Annotated in this window: 15 protein-coding genes; 8 read left to right on the top strand and 7 right to left on the bottom strand. The window is 70.5% G+C overall.

All coding sequences use genetic code 11. The annotated features are described in order from the left end of the window. Positions 1 to 120 precede the first annotated feature (120 nt). The 4 genes from ABZT74_RS00275 (at position 121) to ABZT74_RS00260 (ending at position 2,651) form a co-directional block, all read left to right on the top strand. Positions 121 to 282 carry a DUF4177 domain-containing protein gene (locus ABZT74_RS00275; protein ID WP_075033571.1) on the top strand — a complete coding sequence of 54 codons (162 nt, stop codon included), beginning with the start codon at positions 121 to 123 and terminating at the stop codon, positions 280 to 282. Beyond that, complete coding sequence (locus tag ABZT74_RS00270) at positions 279 to 749, top strand: RidA family protein (RefSeq protein WP_355884531.1); 471 nt, start codon at positions 279 to 281, stop codon at positions 747 to 749. Before ABZT74_RS00275 ends, ABZT74_RS00270 begins: the two co-directional genes overlap by 4 nt. A 205-nt stretch (positions 750 to 954) precedes the next feature. Continuing rightward, positions 955 to 1,824, top strand: coding sequence for an NUDIX hydrolase (locus ABZT74_RS00265; protein ID WP_355884533.1), 870 nt, complete (start codon positions 955 to 957; stop codon positions 1,822 to 1,824). Continuing rightward, positions 1,821 to 2,651 (top strand): MBL fold metallo-hydrolase, encoded by an 831-nt coding sequence (locus ABZT74_RS00260; RefSeq protein ID WP_356432587.1) that lies wholly within the window; start codon positions 1,821 to 1,823, stop codon positions 2,649 to 2,651. The genes ABZT74_RS00265 and ABZT74_RS00260 overlap by 4 nt, the downstream gene beginning before the upstream one ends. A gap of 86 nt (positions 2,652 to 2,737) precedes the next feature. Here the strand turns inward: ABZT74_RS00260 and ABZT74_RS00255 are convergent, their stop codons facing one another. After that, positions 2,738 to 3,412, bottom strand: a complete 675-nt coding sequence (locus ABZT74_RS00255; RefSeq protein ID WP_016642758.1) for a Crp/Fnr family transcriptional regulator — start codon at positions 3,410 to 3,412, stop codon at positions 2,738 to 2,740. Positions 3,413 to 3,916: 504 nt separating this feature from the next. Between ABZT74_RS00255 and nth the strand changes: the two genes are divergently transcribed. Genes nth through ABZT74_RS00240 form a run of 3 tightly spaced genes read left to right on the top strand, consistent with a single transcriptional unit; the run spans position 3,917 to position 6,978 of the window. Further along, the gene (nth, locus tag ABZT74_RS00250) at positions 3,917 to 4,999 is read left to right on the top strand and encodes an endonuclease III (RefSeq protein WP_356433015.1); all 1,083 of its coding nucleotides are present in this window, start codon (positions 3,917 to 3,919) and stop codon (positions 4,997 to 4,999) included. 52 nt (positions 5,000 to 5,051) lie between these two features. After that, positions 5,052 to 5,765: a CoA pyrophosphatase gene (locus tag ABZT74_RS00245; protein ID WP_356432584.1), complete on the top strand. Its 714-nt coding sequence runs from the start codon at positions 5,052 to 5,054 to the stop codon at positions 5,763 to 5,765. Positions 5,766 to 5,778: 13 nt separating this feature from the next. Further along, a complete protein-coding gene (locus ABZT74_RS00240; RefSeq protein WP_355884539.1) occupies positions 5,779 to 6,978 on the top strand; it encodes a MarP family serine protease in 1,200 nt (399 codons plus the stop codon). 15 nt (positions 6,979 to 6,993) lie between these two features. Here the strand turns inward: ABZT74_RS00240 and ABZT74_RS00235 are convergent, their stop codons facing one another. The 6 genes from ABZT74_RS00235 to ABZT74_RS00210 form a co-directional block, all read right to left on the bottom strand. After that, complete coding sequence (locus tag ABZT74_RS00235; protein WP_356432581.1) at positions 6,994 to 7,173, bottom strand: hypothetical protein; 180 nt, start codon at positions 7,171 to 7,173, stop codon at positions 6,994 to 6,996. Between the two features lie 162 nt (positions 7,174 to 7,335). Then, positions 7,336 to 8,283 (bottom strand): alpha/beta hydrolase, encoded by a 948-nt coding sequence (locus ABZT74_RS00230; RefSeq protein WP_355884542.1) that lies wholly within the window; start codon positions 8,281 to 8,283, stop codon positions 7,336 to 7,338. Further along, complete coding sequence (locus tag ABZT74_RS00225; RefSeq protein WP_164372865.1) at positions 8,280 to 8,756, bottom strand: phage holin family protein; 477 nt, start codon at positions 8,754 to 8,756, stop codon at positions 8,280 to 8,282. Before ABZT74_RS00225 ends, ABZT74_RS00230 begins: the two co-directional genes overlap by 4 nt. Before the next feature lie 43 nt (positions 8,757 to 8,799). Continuing rightward, a complete protein-coding gene (gene nhaA, locus ABZT74_RS00220) occupies positions 8,800 to 10,194 on the bottom strand; it encodes a Na+/H+ antiporter NhaA (protein ID WP_356432579.1) in 1,395 nt (464 codons plus the stop codon). Between the two features lie 377 nt (positions 10,195 to 10,571). Then, positions 10,572 to 12,572, bottom strand: coding sequence for an acetate--CoA ligase (gene acs, locus ABZT74_RS00215; RefSeq protein WP_356170544.1), 2,001 nt, complete (start codon positions 12,570 to 12,572; stop codon positions 10,572 to 10,574). Between the two features lie 410 nt (positions 12,573 to 12,982). After that, positions 12,983 to 15,343, bottom strand: coding sequence for a SulP family inorganic anion transporter (locus ABZT74_RS00210; RefSeq protein ID WP_356432576.1), 2,361 nt, complete (start codon positions 15,341 to 15,343; stop codon positions 12,983 to 12,985). A 338-nt stretch (positions 15,344 to 15,681) separates the two neighbouring features. Between ABZT74_RS00210 and ABZT74_RS00205 the strand changes: the two genes are divergently transcribed. After that, entirely contained in the window at positions 15,682 to 16,950 is a 1,269-nt protein-coding gene (locus ABZT74_RS00205; RefSeq protein ID WP_356432573.1) for a hypothetical protein, read from the top strand. Positions 16,951 to 17,006: the final 56 nt, after the last annotated feature.

The raw sequence follows: 17,006 nt of genomic DNA, 5'->3' as shown, positions 1-17,006 counted from the left end.
CCGCGGCCGGAGTAAGCAGGAGGCTGTGGACAAGCTGCGCGCGGAACGGGGCGATGTGGCCGGATGTGGTGGGTCGCCTGGGGCGGTGGGTGGTCCTCGGCAGCGGCTACAGTCGGCCATATGACCAAGTGGGAATACGCAACCGTGCCGCTGCTCGTCCATGCCACGAAGCAGATTCTGGACACCTGGGGCGAGGACGGCTGGGAGCTCGTCCAGGTCGTGCCCGGGCCGAACAACCCCGAGCAGCTGGTGGCCTACCTGAAGCGCGAGAAGTCCGCATGAGCGGGGCGGTCGAGGCGAAGCTCGCCGAGCTCGGCCTGAAGCTGCCCGGCGTCGTCCCGCCGCTGGCGGCCTACCAGCCGGCCGTGCAGTCGGGCGTGTACGTGTACACCGCCGGCCAGCTTCCGATGGTGGACGGAAAGCTGCCGGTCACCGGGAAGGTGGGCGCCGAGGTCACGGCCGAGGAGGCCAAGGAGCTGGCCCGGACGTGCGCGCTGAACGCCCTGGCGGCCGTGAAGTCGGTCGTGGGCGACCTGGACCGCATCGCGCGGGTCGTGAAGGTCGTGGGCTTCGTCGCCTCCGCGGCGGACTTCACCGGGCAGCCGGGCGTGCTGAACGGCGCGAGCGAGCTGCTGGGCGCGGTGCTCGGCGAGAAGGGCGTGCACGCCCGGAGCGCGGTCGGGGTGGCCGTGCTGCCGCTGGACGCGCCGGTCGAGGTCGAGATCCAGGTGGAACTCACGCACGCGTAGCCCTCCAGGTGTTGCGAGGGTGCGCTTGCGGCCCCGGTCCGCTCAGCGGATCGGGGCCGCGCCTGTACGCCCCGGACCCCGCCCCTCCGGTGTCTGAGGTGCGCGGTCCGGGGCGGAGCCCCGGGGATGGGGGCCCAGGGGGCGAAAAGTGCTCGTGGGGCGGTGGGGTCTCGAACATCCGCCCGGCTCGGGATAGCCTCCGGCCATGGGGAATGGGCAGTGGTTTCCGGCGGAGTGGCCGGATCGGATCCGGGCTCTCACCGAGGGCACGCTGACGCCGGTCACACCCCGGCGCGCGGCCACCGTGATCCTGGTCAAGGACAGCCAGAGCGGCCCTGTGGTGCACATGCTGCGCAGACGCGCCTCCATGGCCTTCGCCGGAGGCGCCTACGCGTATCCGGGCGGCGGCGTGGACCCCCGCGACGACGAGCAGCAGATCCGCTGGGCGGGCCCCACGCGCGCGTGGTGGGCGCAGCGACTCGGAGTGGACGAGGCCTCGGCGCAGGCCATCGTCTGCGCGGCCGTACGCGAGACGTACGAGGAGGCGGGCGTCCTGCTCGCAGGACCCGGCCCGGACACCGTGGTCGGGGACACGACAGGTGACGACTGGGAGGCGGACCGGGCCGCCCTGGTCGCCAGGGACCTGTCCTTCGCCGAGTTCCTCGACCGCAGGGGCCTCGTGCTCCGCTCGGACCTGCTCGGGGCCTGGGCCCGGTGGATCACCCCCGAGTTCGAGTCCCGGCGTTACGACACGTGGTTCTTCGTGGCCGTCCTCCCGGAGGGTCAGCGCACGCGCAACGCCTCGACGGAAGCCGACCGGACCGTGTGGATCCGCCCCGCCGACGCGGCCGCCGGATACGACAAGGGCGAGCTCCTGATGATGCCGCCCACCATCGCGACGCTGCGGGGCGTCGTGGAGCGCGAGAGCGCCGCCGACGCCCTCGCCGCGGCGGCGGAACGCGACATGACCCCCGTCCTGGCCCAGGCGCGCCTGGAGGACGGTGAGGTCGTCCTCTCGTGGCCCGGGCACGACGAGTTCACCAAGCACATCCCGACGGGCGGAGCCTCCGCATGACCGACGCAGCCGCCCTCCCCGGACAGCCCAGAGGCGGTGTCCTCTCGGGCTCCGCCACCGCGCGCGCGGTGAACGTCCTCGCCCCCAACGCCTCCGCGATGACCCTGGACGGCACGAACACGTGGATCGTGTCCGAGCCGGACTCCGAGCTCGCGGTGGTCATCGACCCGGGCCCCCTGGACGACGTCCACCTGCGGAACGTGCTGGACACGGCCGAGAAGGCCGGAAAACGCGTCGCGCTGACCCTCCTGACGCACGGACACCCCGACCACGCGGAGGGCGCCGGGCGGTTCGCCGAGCTGACCGGCACGAAGGTGCGGGCCCTGGACCCGGCGTTGCGGCTGGGCGACGAGGGGCTCGCTCCGGGCGAGGTGATCGGCGTCGGCGGGCTCGAACTCGTCGTCGTCGCCACGCCGGGGCACACCGCCGACTCGCTGTGCTTCCATCTCCCGGCCGATCAGGCCGTGCTGACCGGGGACACCGTCCTGGGTCGGGGGACGACGCTGGTGGCCCATCCCGACGGCCGCCTGGGCGACTATCTCGACTCGCTGCGCCGGCTCCGGTCCCTCACGGTCGACGACGGCGTCCACACGGTGCTGCCCGGGCACGGGCCCGTCCTGGAGGACGCGCAAGGGGCGGTCGAGTTCTATCTCGCCCACCGCGCCCATCGGCTCGCCCAGGTGGAGACGGCGGTCGAGGACGGACACCGCTCCCCGGAAGCGGTCGTCGCGCACGTCTACGCGGACGTGGACCGCTCCCTGTGGCCCGCCGCCGAACTCTCGGTCCGGGCGCAGATGGAGTACCTGCGGGAGCACGGGCTCATCTAGGACTCCTCAACGGCTGGGGACTCCCCAACGGCAACGGGGCCCGGTCTCCGGTAGAGACGGGCCCCGTAGACGTACGGGCAAAGGCGTCAGCGCGAGCGCTTGGCGAGCCGCTCCACGTCGAGCAGGATCACCGCGCGGGCCTCCAGGCGGAGCCAGCCGCGGCCCGCGAAGTCGGCGAGTGCCTTGTTGACGGTCTCTCGGGAGGCGCCGACCAGCTGGGCCAACTCCTCCTGCGTGAGGTCGTGCACCACGTGGATGCCCTCTTCCGACTGCACGCCGAAGCGGCGCGAGAGGTCGAGGAGGGCGCGGGCGACACGGCCGGGCACGTCGGAGAAGACCAGGTCGGACATCTGGTCGTTGGTCTTGCGCAGGCGCCGGGCGACGGCGCGCAGCAGGGCGGCGGCCACCTCGGGGCGTGCGTTGAGCCACGGCTGGAGGTCGCCGTGGCCGAGGCCGAGCAGCTTGACCTCGGTGAGGGCGCTGGCGGTCGCCGTACGCGGGCCCGGGTCGAACAGCGACAGCTCGCCGATCAGCTCACCGGGGCCGAGCACGGCCAGCATGTTCTCGCGTCCGTCGGGGGAGGTGCGGTGCAGCTTCACCTTGCCCTCGGTGACCACGTAGAGGCGGTCTCCGGGGTCCCCTTCATGGAAGAGAGCATCGCCGCGCGCGAGCGTCACCTCACTCATGGAGGCGCGGAGCTCCGCGGCCTGCTCGTCATCGAGCGCCGCGAAGAGCGGGGCGCGCCGCAGAACGTCGTCCACGAGTTCTCTCCTTGTCGACCTGCTCAGGGGATCTTGTTCCCCCTTGGTACCAGGGGACCGTGTTCCCCATCTTGCCGGACGGTCCAAACAGTGTGATCAGTCACAAGTCTGCCGCACTGGCGTCCCAACGAGTGCGGCAGGGGGCCAATTGGGGGCCGATCTTCAGGGTCCGGGGCGGATGTCGGTGCCGGGCTCTAGGCTGGCCGGGTGTCCAAATCGCCGGTGAGAGCACAGGCCTAGGGGGCTGAGCGGATGGTTGTACGTCGTGATTCCGCTGTGGGCGAACAGATCCCCGACGGAACCAAAGAGCCGACAAAAAGGGCGAAGCGGACACCGGTGAAAGAGGCCGTCAAGAAGGTGACGGCCACTAAGACAGCCTCCAAGAAGGCGGTCTCCAAGAAGGGTGCTCCTGTGGAGGATGTCTCCGGGAAGGCCGCTCCCGCGGGGAGTGCGGCCGCCAAGACGGCTGCCGCCGCGAGGGGTGCCGCCAAGAAATCAGCTTCCCTGGGGAGTGCTGCCAAGAAGGCCGCCTCGTCAGGGGCCGCGTCCAAGAAGTCCGCTTCGAAGAAGGCGGCGCCCGACAAAGCCGTAGCCAAGAAGGCGGCGGCCGCGAAGGCGGCGGCCAAGAAGACCGCGCCCGCGAAGACCGCGTCCGCCGCAGCCAAGAAGGCGGCGGTTGCGAGCACCGGCGGAACGAAGGCCGCGCCCGTGAAGGCCGCGGCGAAGAAGACCGCGCCCGCGAAGACCGCAGCCAAGAAAGCCGCCGCCAAGAAGGCCCCGCCCGGGCAGCCCGCCGTCGCCGCGCCGCCGCGCGACGAGTCGCACACCGCTCTCGTGCGCCGGGCCCGCCGGATCAACCGCGAGCTCGCCGAGGTGTATCCGTACGCCCACCCGGAGCTGGACTTCCAGAATCCCTTTCAGCTGATCGTGGCCACCGTGCTGTCCGCACAGACCACCGACCTCCGGGTGAACCAGACGACGCCGACGCTCTTCGCCAAGTACCCGACACCCGAGGACCTCGCCGAGGCCAACCCGGAGGAGGTCGAGGAGATCCTGCGCCCGACCGGGTTCTTCCGGGCCAAGACCAGGTCGGTCATAGGGCTCTCCAAGGCCCTGCGGGACGACTTCGGGGGAGAGGTGCCCGGACGGCTCGAAGACCTCGTGAAGCTGCCCGGAGTGGGCCGCAAGACCGCCTTCGTCGTGCTCGGCAACGCGTTCGGGCGGCCCGGGATCACCGTGGACACCCACTTCCAGCGGCTGGTGCGGCGCTGGCAGTGGACCGAGCAGACCGAGCCGGACAAGATCGAGGCCGCCGTCGGCGAGCTCTTCCCGAAGAGCGAGTGGACGATGCTGTCGCACCACGTGATCTTCCACGGCCGCCGCATCTGCCACGCCCGCAAGCCGGCCTGCGGCGCCTGCCCCATCGCCCCGCTCTGCCCGGCGTACGGGGAGGGCGAGACCGATCCGGAGAAGGCCAGGAAGCTCCTGAAGTACGAGAAGGGCGGCTTCCCCGGCCAGCGGCTCAACCCCCCGCAGTCCTATCTGGACGCGGGAGGCATCCCCGCACCCCCACTGGGCGCCGGATGACGGAACGAACTCGGCCCCGGCGGGCGTTGGGAACAGCAGAACGGGGGTGGCGATGACGCGCACGGGCAACACACGGGACGCGAGCAACACGCAGGACGGACAGGTGCAGCTCTCCAGAGAAGGACTGCCCGACTGGCTGGATCCGGTCGCGCACGCCGCGGAGACGGTCGAACCGCTCCAGCTGAGCCGCTTCCTGCCGCCGACGAACGGCACGGGGCGCCAGTCCGCCGTGCTCATCCTGTTCGGCGAGGGCGCGCGCGGCCCCGAGCTGCTGCTCATGGAGCGCGCCGGCACCCTCAGATCACACGCCGGGCAGCCGTCGTTCCCCGGCGGCGCCCTCGACCCCGAGGACGGCGACCCGGCGGGCGAGGGCGCGCTGCGCGCCGCCCTGCGCGAAGCCGAGGAGGAGACAGGCCTCGACCCGAGCGGTGTCCAGCTCTTCGGCGTCCTGCCGAAGCTGTACATCCCGGTGAGCCACTTCGTGGTGACCCCGGTCCTCGGGTGGTGGCGCCGGCCGACGCCGGTCGGAGTCGTCGACCCGGGTGAGACGGCCCGCGTCTTCACGGTCCCCGTGGCGGATCTCACGGACCCGGCCAACCGTGCGACCACCGTGCACCCCAGCGGACACCGAGGCCCCGCATTTCTGGTCGAATCGGCCCTGGTCTGGGGCTTCACGGCCGGGGTGATCGACAAGATCCTGCATTACGCGGGCTGGGAGCGCCCGTGGGACCGCGAGAAGCAGGTCCCGCTCGACTGGCGCGCATGACAAGGTGACCTCCGTGAATGTGCTGGACATCCTGTTGCTGGTCGCCGCCGTGTGGTTCGCGATCGTGGGCTATCGCCAGGGCTTCGTCGTCGGCATCCTGTCGGTGATCGGCTTCCTGGGCGGCGGCCTCGTCGCCGTCTATCTGCTCCCGGTGATCTGGGGCTGGGCGACCGCGGACAGCAAGGTGAGCACGAGCGCGGCCGTCGTCGCCGTGGTGGTCGTGATCGTCTGCGCCTCCGTCGGCCAGGCGCTCACCACCCATCTCGGCAACAAGCTCCGCCGGTACATCACCTGGTCCCCGGCCCGCGCCCTGGACGCGACGGGCGGCGCCCTCGTGAACGTCCTGGCGATGCTCCTGGTGGCCTGGCTGATCGGTTCGGCCCTCGCGGGCACGACGCTGCCGACGCTCGGCAAGGAGGTCCGCAGCTCCAAGGTGCTCCTCGGCGTGTCCCGGGCGCTGCCCTCACAGGCCAACACCTGGTTCGCCGACTTCTCCTCGGTCCTCGCGCAGAACGGCTTCCCGCAGGTGTTCAGCCCCTTCGCCAACGAACCCATCACGGAGGTCCGGCCCCCGGACCCGGCGCTCGCCGCCAGCCCCGTGGCCGCGCGCTCGCAGCGCTCCATCGTCAAGGTCATGGGGACCGCCCAGAGTTGCGGCAAGGTCCTCGAAGGCACCGGATTCGTCTTCGGCGACCGCCGGGTGATGACCAACGCGCACGTGGTCGGCGGGGTCGACGAGCCGACGGTCCAGATAGGCGGAGAGGGCCGGAAGTACGACGCGAAGGTCGTCCTGTACGACTGGGAGCGCGACATCGCCGTCCTCGACGTACCGGACCTGAAGGCGCCCGCCCTGCGGTTCAGCACCGAGGACGCGAGCAGCGGGGACAGCGCGATCGTGGCGGGCTTCCCGCAGAACGGCTCGTACAACGTGCAGCCGGCGCGCGTGCGGGGCCGCATCACGGCCAACGGGCCGGACATCTACCACCGCAAGACGGTGCGCCGCGACGTCTACTCGCTGTACGCGACGGTCCGTCAGGGCAACTCCGGCGGACCGCTGCTGACACCCGAGGGCAAGGTGTACGGAGTGGTCTTCGCCAAGTCGCTGGACGACGCCGACACCGGCTACGCGCTCACCGCGGACGAGATCCAGAAGGACATCGCCAAGGGGCGGACGGCCAATCAGCAGGTGGACAGCGACAGCTGCGCGCTCTGACCGACGGTCGGGGCGTCAGCCGCGGGGATGGCGGAGCCGTACCGAGACCCAGCGGGCCCGGCGGCGCAGAATGTGCGGAATCCCCACGCGAGGATCGACACCCGTCAGCTGCGGGGTGCCCCTCTGATGGGAGCTCAGACCCGAGGCCGAGCGGCGATTGCGTGCTGCGTCACTGTAGTCGTGCGTCCAGCCCATACCCCGACGTCTGCCCGGGCCCCAAGGTCCATAACCTCGCGCGGAGCCCTCAATTGGCCTATGCGTCAGGCAATTGGCTGTTCGAAGGACAGGTGTTCACCGTCCCCGCGACCGGCGCGATACGGCCCGTGTCCGGACGGTTCCGCAGGGGTGACTCTCAGGTCACCGATCGGGTTCCGGATCCTTCAGCCAGTTGATCAGTTCGGTGGAGAAGGCGACCGGATCCTCCTCGTGCGGGAAGTGCCCGAGCCCGTCGAACAGCCGCCAGCGGTACGGCGCTTCGACGTACTGGCCGGAGCCCGCCGCGCTGCGTGTCCGCATCACCGGATCGAGCGAGCCGTGCAGATGCAGGGTCGGCACGCGCACGGGCCGCTTCATGCGCCGGTTGAACTGGATGCCGTCCGGGCGGGCCATGGACCGCACCATCCAGCGGTACGGCTCGACGGAGCAGTGCGCGGTCGACGGGATGCACATGGCCCGACGGTAGGTCTCCACGGCTTCGTCGTCCGGTTGCCGCGGACCCGACCACTCCCGGACCAGACGGCCCACCAGGGCGCCCTCGTCGGCGACGAGTTGGCGCTCGGGGATCCAGGGACGCTGGAACCCCCAGATGTACGAGCCCGCCGTGGTCTGCCGGACGTCGGAGAGCATCGCGGACCGCCAGCGCCGTGGATGCGGCATGGACGATACGGCGAGCCGGCGGACCAGCTTGGGCCGCATGACGGCCGCGGTCCACGCCAGGTAGCCGCCCAGGTCGTGCCCGACCAGCGCGGCGTCGGGCTCGCCCAGGGACCGGATGACCCCGGTGATGTCGAGGGCGAGGTTGGCGGGGTCGTAGCCGCGCGGGGTGCGGTCGCTGCCGCCGACGCCGCGCAGGTCCATGGCGACCGCCCGGAACCCGGCGTCGGCGAGCTCTCCCAGCTGGTGCCGCCAGGTCCACCAGAACTGCGGGAAGCCGTGCAGCAGCAGGACGAGCGGGCCGTCGCCGACCTCGGCGATGTGGAAGCGCGCGCCGTTGGCGGCCACGTCCCGATGGGTCACCGTGCGTCCGGGAATTTCGATCCGAACGGCCGAGGCGGGTTGGGCCGAAGGTGTGGCGGGGTCCGTCATGAGGACGAGCGTGCCACAGCCTTGACGGCGTCCTCGACCGGCGCGGGCCGGGGGTGCGGCTTGGCGTTCGGCAGGACACCCGCTGTCTCCTTCACGGAGGCGGCCACCTTCTGCGGGCCCTGACTCTTCTTGACCTTCTTCGCGAAGAACAGGCCGATCAGTGCGAGGACGGCCGCGACCAGCACGTTCGCCGCGAACGACAGCAGGAAGCAGATCGCGAGGTTCCAGTCGCTCCAGGTCCGGATGCCGTAGGCGAGCGCGAAGCTGAGCATCGGCAGGGAGAAGATCAGCACGCCGATGGCCGCGGAGAACGCGCCGCCGCTGACCGCTCCGCGCTTGACGTCCTGCTTGAGCTGCGCCTTCGCCAGTGCGATCTCGTCGTGCACCAGCGCGGACATCTCGGTCGTCGCCGAGGCGAACAACTGGCCGATGCTGCGTTCGGCGCCGACCGGGCTGCCGTCGGGTGCACTCATCGCGATCTCCCTCTTCTGCATGTGTTTGTGCGGTCCTGTCAGATCATGCCGGACCGTCGTTCCCCTCGCTTGCCCCACCCGCCACTTCGGCAAGCCTGCGGTGTTCCGCGGCCTTCCGCTCGTACATCTCGGCCATGCGCAGGTGGTACGCCGGGTTGTCCTGTTCGTAGATGTCGGGGATGCCGTCGAGATCCTCGTCGCGCTCCTCCGCCTCGCACAGCGCACGGTACTTGGCGTTCCGTATCTTCAGCAGAACCGTGGCGAACACGGCCGCGATGAGCGAGCCGATCAGCACGGCCGCCTTGGTCTCGTCGGTGAGGGCCGTGTTGCGGACGAAGGCGAGTTCGCCGATGAGCAGCGAGACGGTGAAGCCGATTCCGGCGAGGGTGGCGACGGCGCCGACGTCGGCCCATTCGAGGTCGTCGCTGAGCGAGGCGCGGGTGAACCGGGCCGTCAGCCACGTGCCGCCGAAGATGCCGACGGCCTTGCCGACGACGAGTCCCAGCACGACGCCGAGGGTCTCGGGCCGGGTGAAGACGTCGCCGATGGCTCCGCCGGAGATCGAGACGCCGGCGCTGAACAGGGCGAACAGGGGGACGGCCAGGCCTGCCGACACCGGGCGCACCAGGTGTTCGATGTGCTCGCCGGGGGAGTGGTCCTCGCCTTCGAGCGGATGGCAGCGCAGCATCAGGCCCATCGCGACACCGGCGATGGTGGCGTGGATGCCGCTGTTGTACATCAGCCCCCAGATGACGAGGGCGAGCGGCACGTAGATGTACCAGCCGCGGACGCCCTTGCGCAGCAGCAGCCAGAAGACGCCGAGGCCGACGACGGCCCCGCCGAGTGCGGGGAGGTTGATGGAGTCGGTGAAGAAGACCGCGATGATCAGGATCGCGAACAGGTCGTCGACGACGGCGAGGGTGAGCAGGAAGGCGCGCAGCGCGGACGGCAACGACGTCCCGATGACGGCGAGTACGGCGAGCGCGAAGGCGATGTCGGTGGCGGTGGGGACGGCCCAGCCGTCGAGGGAGCCGCCGCCGACCACGTTGGTCAGGGTGTAGACGACCGCGGGGACGGCCATGCCGCAGACCGCGGCGGCCACGGGCAACAGTGCGGCCTTGGGGTCGCGCAGGTCCCCGGCGACCAGTTCGCGCTTCAGCTCGATTCCGGCGACGAAGAAGAACACGGCGAGCAGGCCGTCGGCCGCCCAGTGCGCCACGGACAGGTCGAGTCCGAGCGCGGCGGGTCCGAAGTGGTAGTGCGAGACGCTCGCGTAGCTGTCCTGCAGGGTGTTGGCCCAGATCAGCGCGACGATCGCCGCGATCAGCAGGAGAACGCCGCCGACGGTCTCGGTGCGCAACGCCTCCGCGACGAAGTTGCGTTCGGGCAGGGACATCCGTCCGAAGAACTTACGGGTGCTGGTGCGGGGCGCGGTCACGGTGAGGACCTCCGGTCGGCAGGCAGGACTGAGCACTCGCCGACCAGACTTCCCGGCACACCATGATGGATCTTGTCGCGTCTTTGACGTTTTGCTTACTACCGTACCCAAAGTGCGGCCCGGGTCGGCACCGGGCGTCTTCACATTACGGGTAAAGCGGACACGTGACGGCGTGACGCCGCGCTGGTCGCTCCGATCGCGCTCGGGTGCCCGGAGCTGACCGACAGGGCCTGGAACCGACCGCGAGGCACGGGAATCGAGCCGGGGTGCTCGTAACCGAGCCAGAGGTGCCGAAAGACGCGGAAGGGGTGGCGGAGCTCCGGAAACCGGATGCCCCGCCACCCCTTTTGGGCGGCCTTAGGGGAAAAAGTCCCGCGTCAGTCCTCGCTGGGCGCTGCCGGCAACTTGGCCTGGATCAGGTCCATCACCGTGGAATCGGCGAGGGTCGTGACGTCACCGACCGCGCGGTTCTCGGCGACGTCGCGCAGCAGGCGGCGCATGATCTTGCCGGAGCGGGTCTTGGGCAGTTCGGCGACCGGGAGGACCCGCTTGGGCTTGGCGATCGGGCCGAGGGTGGTGCCGACGTGGTTGCGCAGGTCGGCGACGAGGTTCTCGTCCTCGGCGGACGCGGTGCCGCGCAGGATGACGAACGCGACGATGGCCTGTCCGGTGGTCTCGTCCGCGGCGCCCACGACCGCGGCCTCGGCGACCGAGGGGTGGGAGACGAGGGCGGATTCGACCTCGGTGGTGGAGATGTTGTGGCCGGACACGAGCATCACGTCGTCGACGCGGCCCAGCAGCCAGATGTCGCCGTCGTCGTCCTTCTTCGCGCCGTCACCGGCGAAGTACTTGCCCTCGAAGCGCGACCAGTACGTGTCGAGGAAGCGCTGGTCGTCGCCCCAGATGGTGCGCAGCATCGACGGCCACGGCTCGGTCAGCACCAGGTAGCCGCCGCCGCCGTTCGGTACTTCGTTGGCTTCGTCGTCGACGACGGTGGCGGCGATTCCGGGCAGTGCGCGCTGGGCAGAGCCGGGCTTGGTCTCCGTGACGCCGGGCAGCGGAGCGATCATCATCGCGCCGGTCTCGGTCTGCCACCAGGTGTCGACGATCGGCGTCTTGTCGGATCCGATGTGCTTGCGGTACCACATCCAGGCCTCGGGGTTGATCGGTTCACCGACCGAGCCGAGGACGCGCAGCGAGGACAGGTCGAACTTCGCGGGGATGTCGTCGCCCCACTTCATGAACGTGCGGATCGCGGTGGGTGCGGTGTAGAGGATCGTCACGCCGTACTTCTGCACGATCTCCCAGAACCGGCCCTGGTGCGGGGTGTCCGGGGTGCCCTCGTAGATGACCTGCGTCGCGCCGTTGGAGAGCGGTCCGTAGGTGATGTACGAGTGTCCGGTGACCCAGCCGATGTCGGCGGTGCACCAGTACACGTCGCTCTCCGGCTTCAGGTCGAACACGGCGTGGTGCGTGTACGAGGCCTGGGTGAGGTAGCCGCCGGAGGTGTGCAGGATGCCCTTGGGCTTCCCCGTCGTGCCGGAGGTGTACAGGATGAACAGGGGGTGCTCGGCGTCGAACGCCTCCGGCGTGTGCTCGGCCGACTGCTTGCCGACGATGTCGTGCCACCACACGTCGCGGCCCTCGGTCCAGGCGACGTCCTGGCCGGTACGGCGCACGACCAGCACCTTGTCGACCCCGTCGGCCCGGCTGACCGCGTCGTCGACGGCGGGCTTGAGGGCGGAGGGCTTGCCGCGGCGGTAACCGCCGTCGGAGGTGATGACCAGCTTCGCGTCGGCGTCCTTGATGCGGGTGGCGATCGCGTCGGCGGAGAAGCCGCCGAAGACCACCGAGTGCGCGGCGCCGATCCGGGCGCAGGCCAGCATCGCGACGACGGCCTCGGGGATCATCGGCAGGTAGACGGCGACCCGGTCGCCCTTGCCTACACCGAGTTCGGTCAGCGCGTTGGCGGCCCGGCTGACCTCGTCCTTGAGTTCGGCGTAGGTGATGGCACGGCTGTCGCCCGGCTCACCCTCGAAGTGGATGGCGACGCGGTCGCCGTTGCCGGCCTCGACGTGCCGGTCCACGCAGTTGTACGCGACGTTCAGCTTGCCGTCGGCGAACCACTTCGCGAACGGCGGGTTCGACCAGTCCAGCGTCTCGGTCGGCTCGGTGGCCCAGGTCAGCCGGCGGGCCTGCTCGGCCCAGAAGCCGAGCCTGTCAGCCTTGGCCTGCTCATACGCCTCCGCGGTGACATTGGCGTTCGCCGCCAGGTCGGCGGGCGGCGCGAACCTGCGCTCTTCCTTCAGCAGGTTGGCCAGGCTTTCGTTGCTCACGACATCTCCCTTTCCCAGGGTGTCCGTTGTGTCCCAGGCCACAGCTCATCAGACCGGGGGGCTCGGTGACAAGGGTCGGCCCCAAATTGGTTTAGACCTATCGTCCGTCGCCGCTCCGGCTCGTCGGCCCTGTGACGCGTCCTCGCCACGGGGTGCGGCCCGGCCGGCCCCCACAAGATCACACGAGGGCGGACGCCCTGGCGGGCGGGGCCACACTCTGATGCACGGACGACGCGGACACCGGGTTCACGGAACACCCTGCCCGGCGCCGCCGCCCCTCTCCCACCTGCCGGACGCACCGTCGCGGTGGGCCGACGGCGGAGGAGGGAGATCGAGAGAGTGCGGCGGAGAGCGCCGAGGAAGGGAAGGGAAAGCGAGGGAAGGGAAAGGGGGTCATCAGGTGGCAGGCGGGGTGCGCGGCCCTGTCGACCGGGGCCGCGCACCAGCGTCGCTCAAGCGGGGTGACGCAGATCGTCCGCCGCGCCCACGTGCCCGAACACCTCGGCCTCGAGCCCGTCGGCCAAGAGATACGCCTGGGCCTCACCGACGTGGAAGTACATCCCGTGCAGTTCGAGCGCGCCCTCGCGCAGCGCCCGCGCGACGGAGTCGTGCGCCCGCAGGTGCTCCAACTGCTGCACCACGTTGGTCAGGCAGAGCTGCTCCACCGTGTCGGCGGGTTCCCGTCCGGTGAGGCGCGGCTTCGGCCGGTCCGCGTCGGTCATCCGCTCCACGCTCGGCCGCCCGTGTCGCAGCCACCGCTTGAGCGGCGTGAGGGCCCCTCCGGGCTCCGACGCCAGCAGCGCCTGCATGGCCCCGCATCCGGAGTGCCCGCACACGGTGATGGACCGCACCTTGAGCACGTCCACGGCGTACTCGATGGCGGCGGCCACCGAGTCGTCCCCGCTCTCCTCCCCGGGCAACGGCACGAGGTTGCCCACGTTCCGCACGACGAAGAGGTCACCCGGACCACTGGAGGTGATCATCGATGTGACGAGCCGGGAGTCGGCACACGTCAGGAACAGCTGCGACGGCCGCTGCCCTTCCCGCGCGAGCCTGGCCAGCTCCTCGCGCACCAGGGGAGCGGTGTTCCGCTGGAACGCGCTGATGCCGCGCGCCAGTTGGTGCCCGCTCGGCCGGGGCTCACCGGCCTCCTGGTCGTCCCCGTCGGAACGGGAGGTGGGTCCCATGGCGCTGGGATCCTCGCAGTGATGGTTCCGCCACGGCGTCCAGGGTCGGCAGCGGCAGTGCGCGGAGTCGGCCGGCTCGGCGATCCGGGTCCCGGCCCGGCCGGTGATCTCCACCGTGCCGCCCTGGGCGCTGTGCCCGCTCTGCCAGTCCTGCAGTGACTCGTACGCCGCGTGGTCCATGAACGAGCCGTCCAACTCCACGACGGTGTCGGCCCCGCGCGGGATGAGGTGGAGGGCGCGGCTGAGTCGCGGCACCGCCAGGAACGTCAACTGCCCTCGTACGCGGACGTGATGGACTCCTCCCTTCTCCTCGTGCGTGATGCGGGTGCGGGTGAGACGGTGCAGGGCGACACCGACGGCCACGGCGACCCCGAGCGCCACGCCCTCGAGGACTCCGAGGAACACGACGCCGAGTGTGGTGACGGCGTAGACCAGCACTTCGCGGTGGCGGGTGACCGTGCGGATGTGGTGCAGGGACACCATCTGGATGCCGACGGCCATCACCAGGGCGGCGAGCGATGCGAGGGGGATCAGCTCCAGGATCGGGACCATCAGCAGCGCGGCGACTACAACGAAAACGCCGTGCAGCATCGTGGAGTTCCGGCTCACGGCGCCCGCTTGGACATTCGCGGAACTGCGGACGGCCACACCGGCGACCGGCAGTCCGCCGAGCGCGCCGGAGACGACGTTGGCGGCGCCCTGGCCGAGGAGTTCCCTGTCGAGGCGGGAACGGCCCACGCGGGCCTGGAGTTCAGGCCGGGCGCTCACCAGCTTGTCCACCGCGACGGCGCCGAGCAGCGACTGCACGCTGCACACCAGCGTCACGGTGAGGACGGCGGCGGCGATGCCGAGTACAGGGCCTTCGGGGAGTCCGGCCAGTGCGTGGCTGCTCCAGGAGGGCAGGTCGACCCGGGGAAGGGTCAGTCCGGCGAGCGAGGCGGTCGCGGTGGCGCCGGCGACGGCGACCAGGGCGGCGGGCACCTTGCGCAGCATTCGGCCGGTTCGCCCGGGCAGGCGCGGCCAGGCGAACAGGAGCACCAGCGTCAGCACGCTCATGGACACCGCGGCGGGCTGCATGCGCGCCACCTGGTCCGGCAGGCCGACGAGGTTGTCGAGGACGGAGCTCTGCGGCACGCCCCCGAGCACGATGTGCAACTGGGCGACGGCGATGGTGACGCCGATGCCGGCGAGCATGCCGTGCACGATCGCGGGGCTGACCGCGAGTGCCGTCCGCGCGACGCGCAGGCAGCCGAGGCCGAGTTGGGTGATGCCGGCGAGCACGGTGATGCCGCAGGTCGCTCGCCAGCCGTAGTGCTGGATCAGCTCGGCGGTGACGACCGTCAGGCCGGCGGCGGGGCCGCTCACCTGGAGCGCCGAACCGCCGACGCGCCCGGCCACGAGTCCGCCCACAGCGGCGGCGACGAGGCCGGCCTGGAGCGGGGCGCCGGTGGCGAGGGCGATGCCGAGGGACAACGGGAGGGCGATCAGGAAGACCGCGATGGCGGCCGACAGGTCCGCGCTCTCGATGCGGAATCGGCGGGGTGGGGTCGGTGGGGGGCTGTGAGGCTGGTGGGTGTGGGCGGGCCGAGTGGGATCGGCGGCGCGAGTGGGGACGCAGGCAGACATGTTCCCGTCTCCTCCGGGGCAGCGCGGTCGCGGAACAGGTGGTCCCCCGTCCGATTGCGGCGGGGGGCGGGTCGCGGCCGTGGGTCACGGCGTGCAGCGGCGGGATTTTCAACGCTCGGTAAACGGATCGTAATGCAGGGTAAAGCGCTCATGCGGTAAATCGGAGCAAATGGGGCAGTAAATCACCCTCTGGAGTGAAGGGAGCTTTTTATCGGCTTGTCGTACTTATTCCTTCTCGGTCCCGTGAAACCTTGGCGGCGCTGTCGGCAACACGGCTGCACACCAACCCCATGACGCCCTGACCAGGGGTTGACCGACCGAGGAAAAGGAGGGCGGAGATGGCCGCCACCCAGAGGATCGCCGCGGGTGCAGCACTCGCCGCGGCCTGCGCCATGGCGCTCGCCGGTTGCGCGGGCGGTACACCCTCTTCCCACGCCACGCAGACCGTGAAGAAGGCGGAAGGCGCGCCCGCCCCCAAGGCAGCGGTCCGTCTGATCGGCGACGGCTCCACCTCGTACACCGGGGCGCAGCCGCATCTGCCCCGGCCCGAGCGCCTGAAGCCCGGCCAGAAGCCGCCGCAGTTCGTGGTCTTCTCCTGGGACGGTGCCGGCGAGGACAGCCAGAAGCTCTTCTCCCACTTCCGGAAGATCTCCAAGGCCAACAACGCGACCATGACGTACTTCCTGAGTGGCGTGTACATGCTGCCGGAGGAGAAGCGCGATTTGTACCGGCCGCCCCAGCACTCGGCCGGCAGCTCGGAGATCGGTTTCAACGACCAGCAGGGCATCGAGGACACCGTGAAGCAGCTGCGCGGCGCGTGGCTGGAGGGCAACGAGATCGGCACCCACTTCAACGGCCACTTCTGCGGCACGGAGGGCGGGGTCGGCCAGTGGTCGGTCGCCGACTGGAAGAGCGAGATCGCCCAGGCGAAGTCGTTCGTGAAGTCCTGGAAGACCAACACGGGGCTCAAGAAGGAATCGGCGCTTCCGTTCGACTACGACAAGGAACTCATCGGCGCCCGCACTCCCTGTCTGGAGGGACGGGAGAACTTCATGAAGGCCGCCCACCAGCTGGGCTTCCGCTACGACACCAGCGGCGTCAACGACCAGCTCTGGCCGCAGAAGAAGGAGGGGCTGTGGGATCTGTCGATGCAGCTCGTGCCCTTCCCCGGCCACTCCTACGAGCAGTTGACCATGGACTACAACTTCATGGTCAACCAGTCGGGCACCCAGACCCAGGGCGACCCCGACAAGCAGCAGCTCTGGGGCGACCAGATGCGTGACGGCCTGCTCAAGGGCTTCGAGCGCGCCTACGACGGGAACCGCGCGCCCCTGGTGATCGGCAACCACTTCGAGTCCTGGAACGGCCGCAACTACATGCGTGCCGTCGACGAGGTCGTCCAGGGGGTCTGCAACAAGGCCGAGGTCCGCTGCGTCTCCTTCCGGCAGCTCGCCGACTGGCTCGACGCCCAGGACCCGGCCACCGTCGCCAAGCTCCGCGGCCTCGGTGTCGGTGAGGCTCCTCGGCAGGGTTGGGCGTCCTTCCTCTCCGGAAGCCCCGCCCCGGCCCCGAAGGGCGTCCCCGGCGCGCCGGCCCTCAAGCAGTAGGGACGCACCCGTCCGGACCGGCCCCTCGCCCCTCTTCGGAGGAGCTGGGGCCGTCC

It is taken from the genome of Streptomyces sp. NPDC005302 (assembly GCF_040607345.1).
In the GTDB taxonomy this organism is placed as follows: Bacteria; Actinomycetota; Actinomycetes; order Streptomycetales; family Streptomycetaceae; genus Streptomyces.
This window is presented reverse-complemented; position numbering and strand designations above follow the sequence as displayed.

What these genes read in the sequence shown, in the direction of transcription:
- ABZT74_RS00275 (WP_075033571.1), top strand. Translation starts at nt 121, where the DNA reads ATGACCAAGTGGGAATACGCAACCGTGCCGCTGCTCGTCCATGCCACG.
- ABZT74_RS00270 (WP_355884531.1), top strand. Translation starts at nt 279, where the DNA reads ATGAGCGGGGCGGTCGAGGCGAAGCTCGCCGAGCTCGGCCTGAAGCTG.
- ABZT74_RS00265 (WP_355884533.1), top strand. Translation starts at nt 955, where the DNA reads ATGGGGAATGGGCAGTGGTTTCCGGCGGAGTGGCCGGATCGGATCCGG.
- ABZT74_RS00260 (WP_356432587.1), top strand. Translation starts at nt 1,821, where the DNA reads ATGACCGACGCAGCCGCCCTCCCCGGACAGCCCAGAGGCGGTGTCCTC.
- ABZT74_RS00245 (WP_356432584.1), top strand. Translation starts at nt 5,052, where the DNA reads ATGACGCGCACGGGCAACACACGGGACGCGAGCAACACGCAGGACGGA.
- ABZT74_RS00235 (WP_356432581.1), bottom strand. Translation starts at nt 7,173, where the DNA reads ATGGGCTGGACGCACGACTACAGTGACGCAGCACGCAATCGCCGCTCG.
- ABZT74_RS00230 (WP_355884542.1), bottom strand. Translation starts at nt 8,283, where the DNA reads ATGACGGACCCCGCCACACCTTCGGCCCAACCCGCCTCGGCCGTTCGG.
- ABZT74_RS00225 (WP_164372865.1), bottom strand. Translation starts at nt 8,756, where the DNA reads ATGAGTGCACCCGACGGCAGCCCGGTCGGCGCCGAACGCAGCATCGGC.
- ABZT74_RS00210 (WP_356432576.1), bottom strand. Translation starts at nt 15,343, where the DNA reads ATGTCTGCCTGCGTCCCCACTCGCGCCGCCGATCCCACTCGGCCCGCC.
- ABZT74_RS00205 (WP_356432573.1), top strand. Translation starts at nt 15,682, where the DNA reads ATGGCCGCCACCCAGAGGATCGCCGCGGGTGCAGCACTCGCCGCGGCC.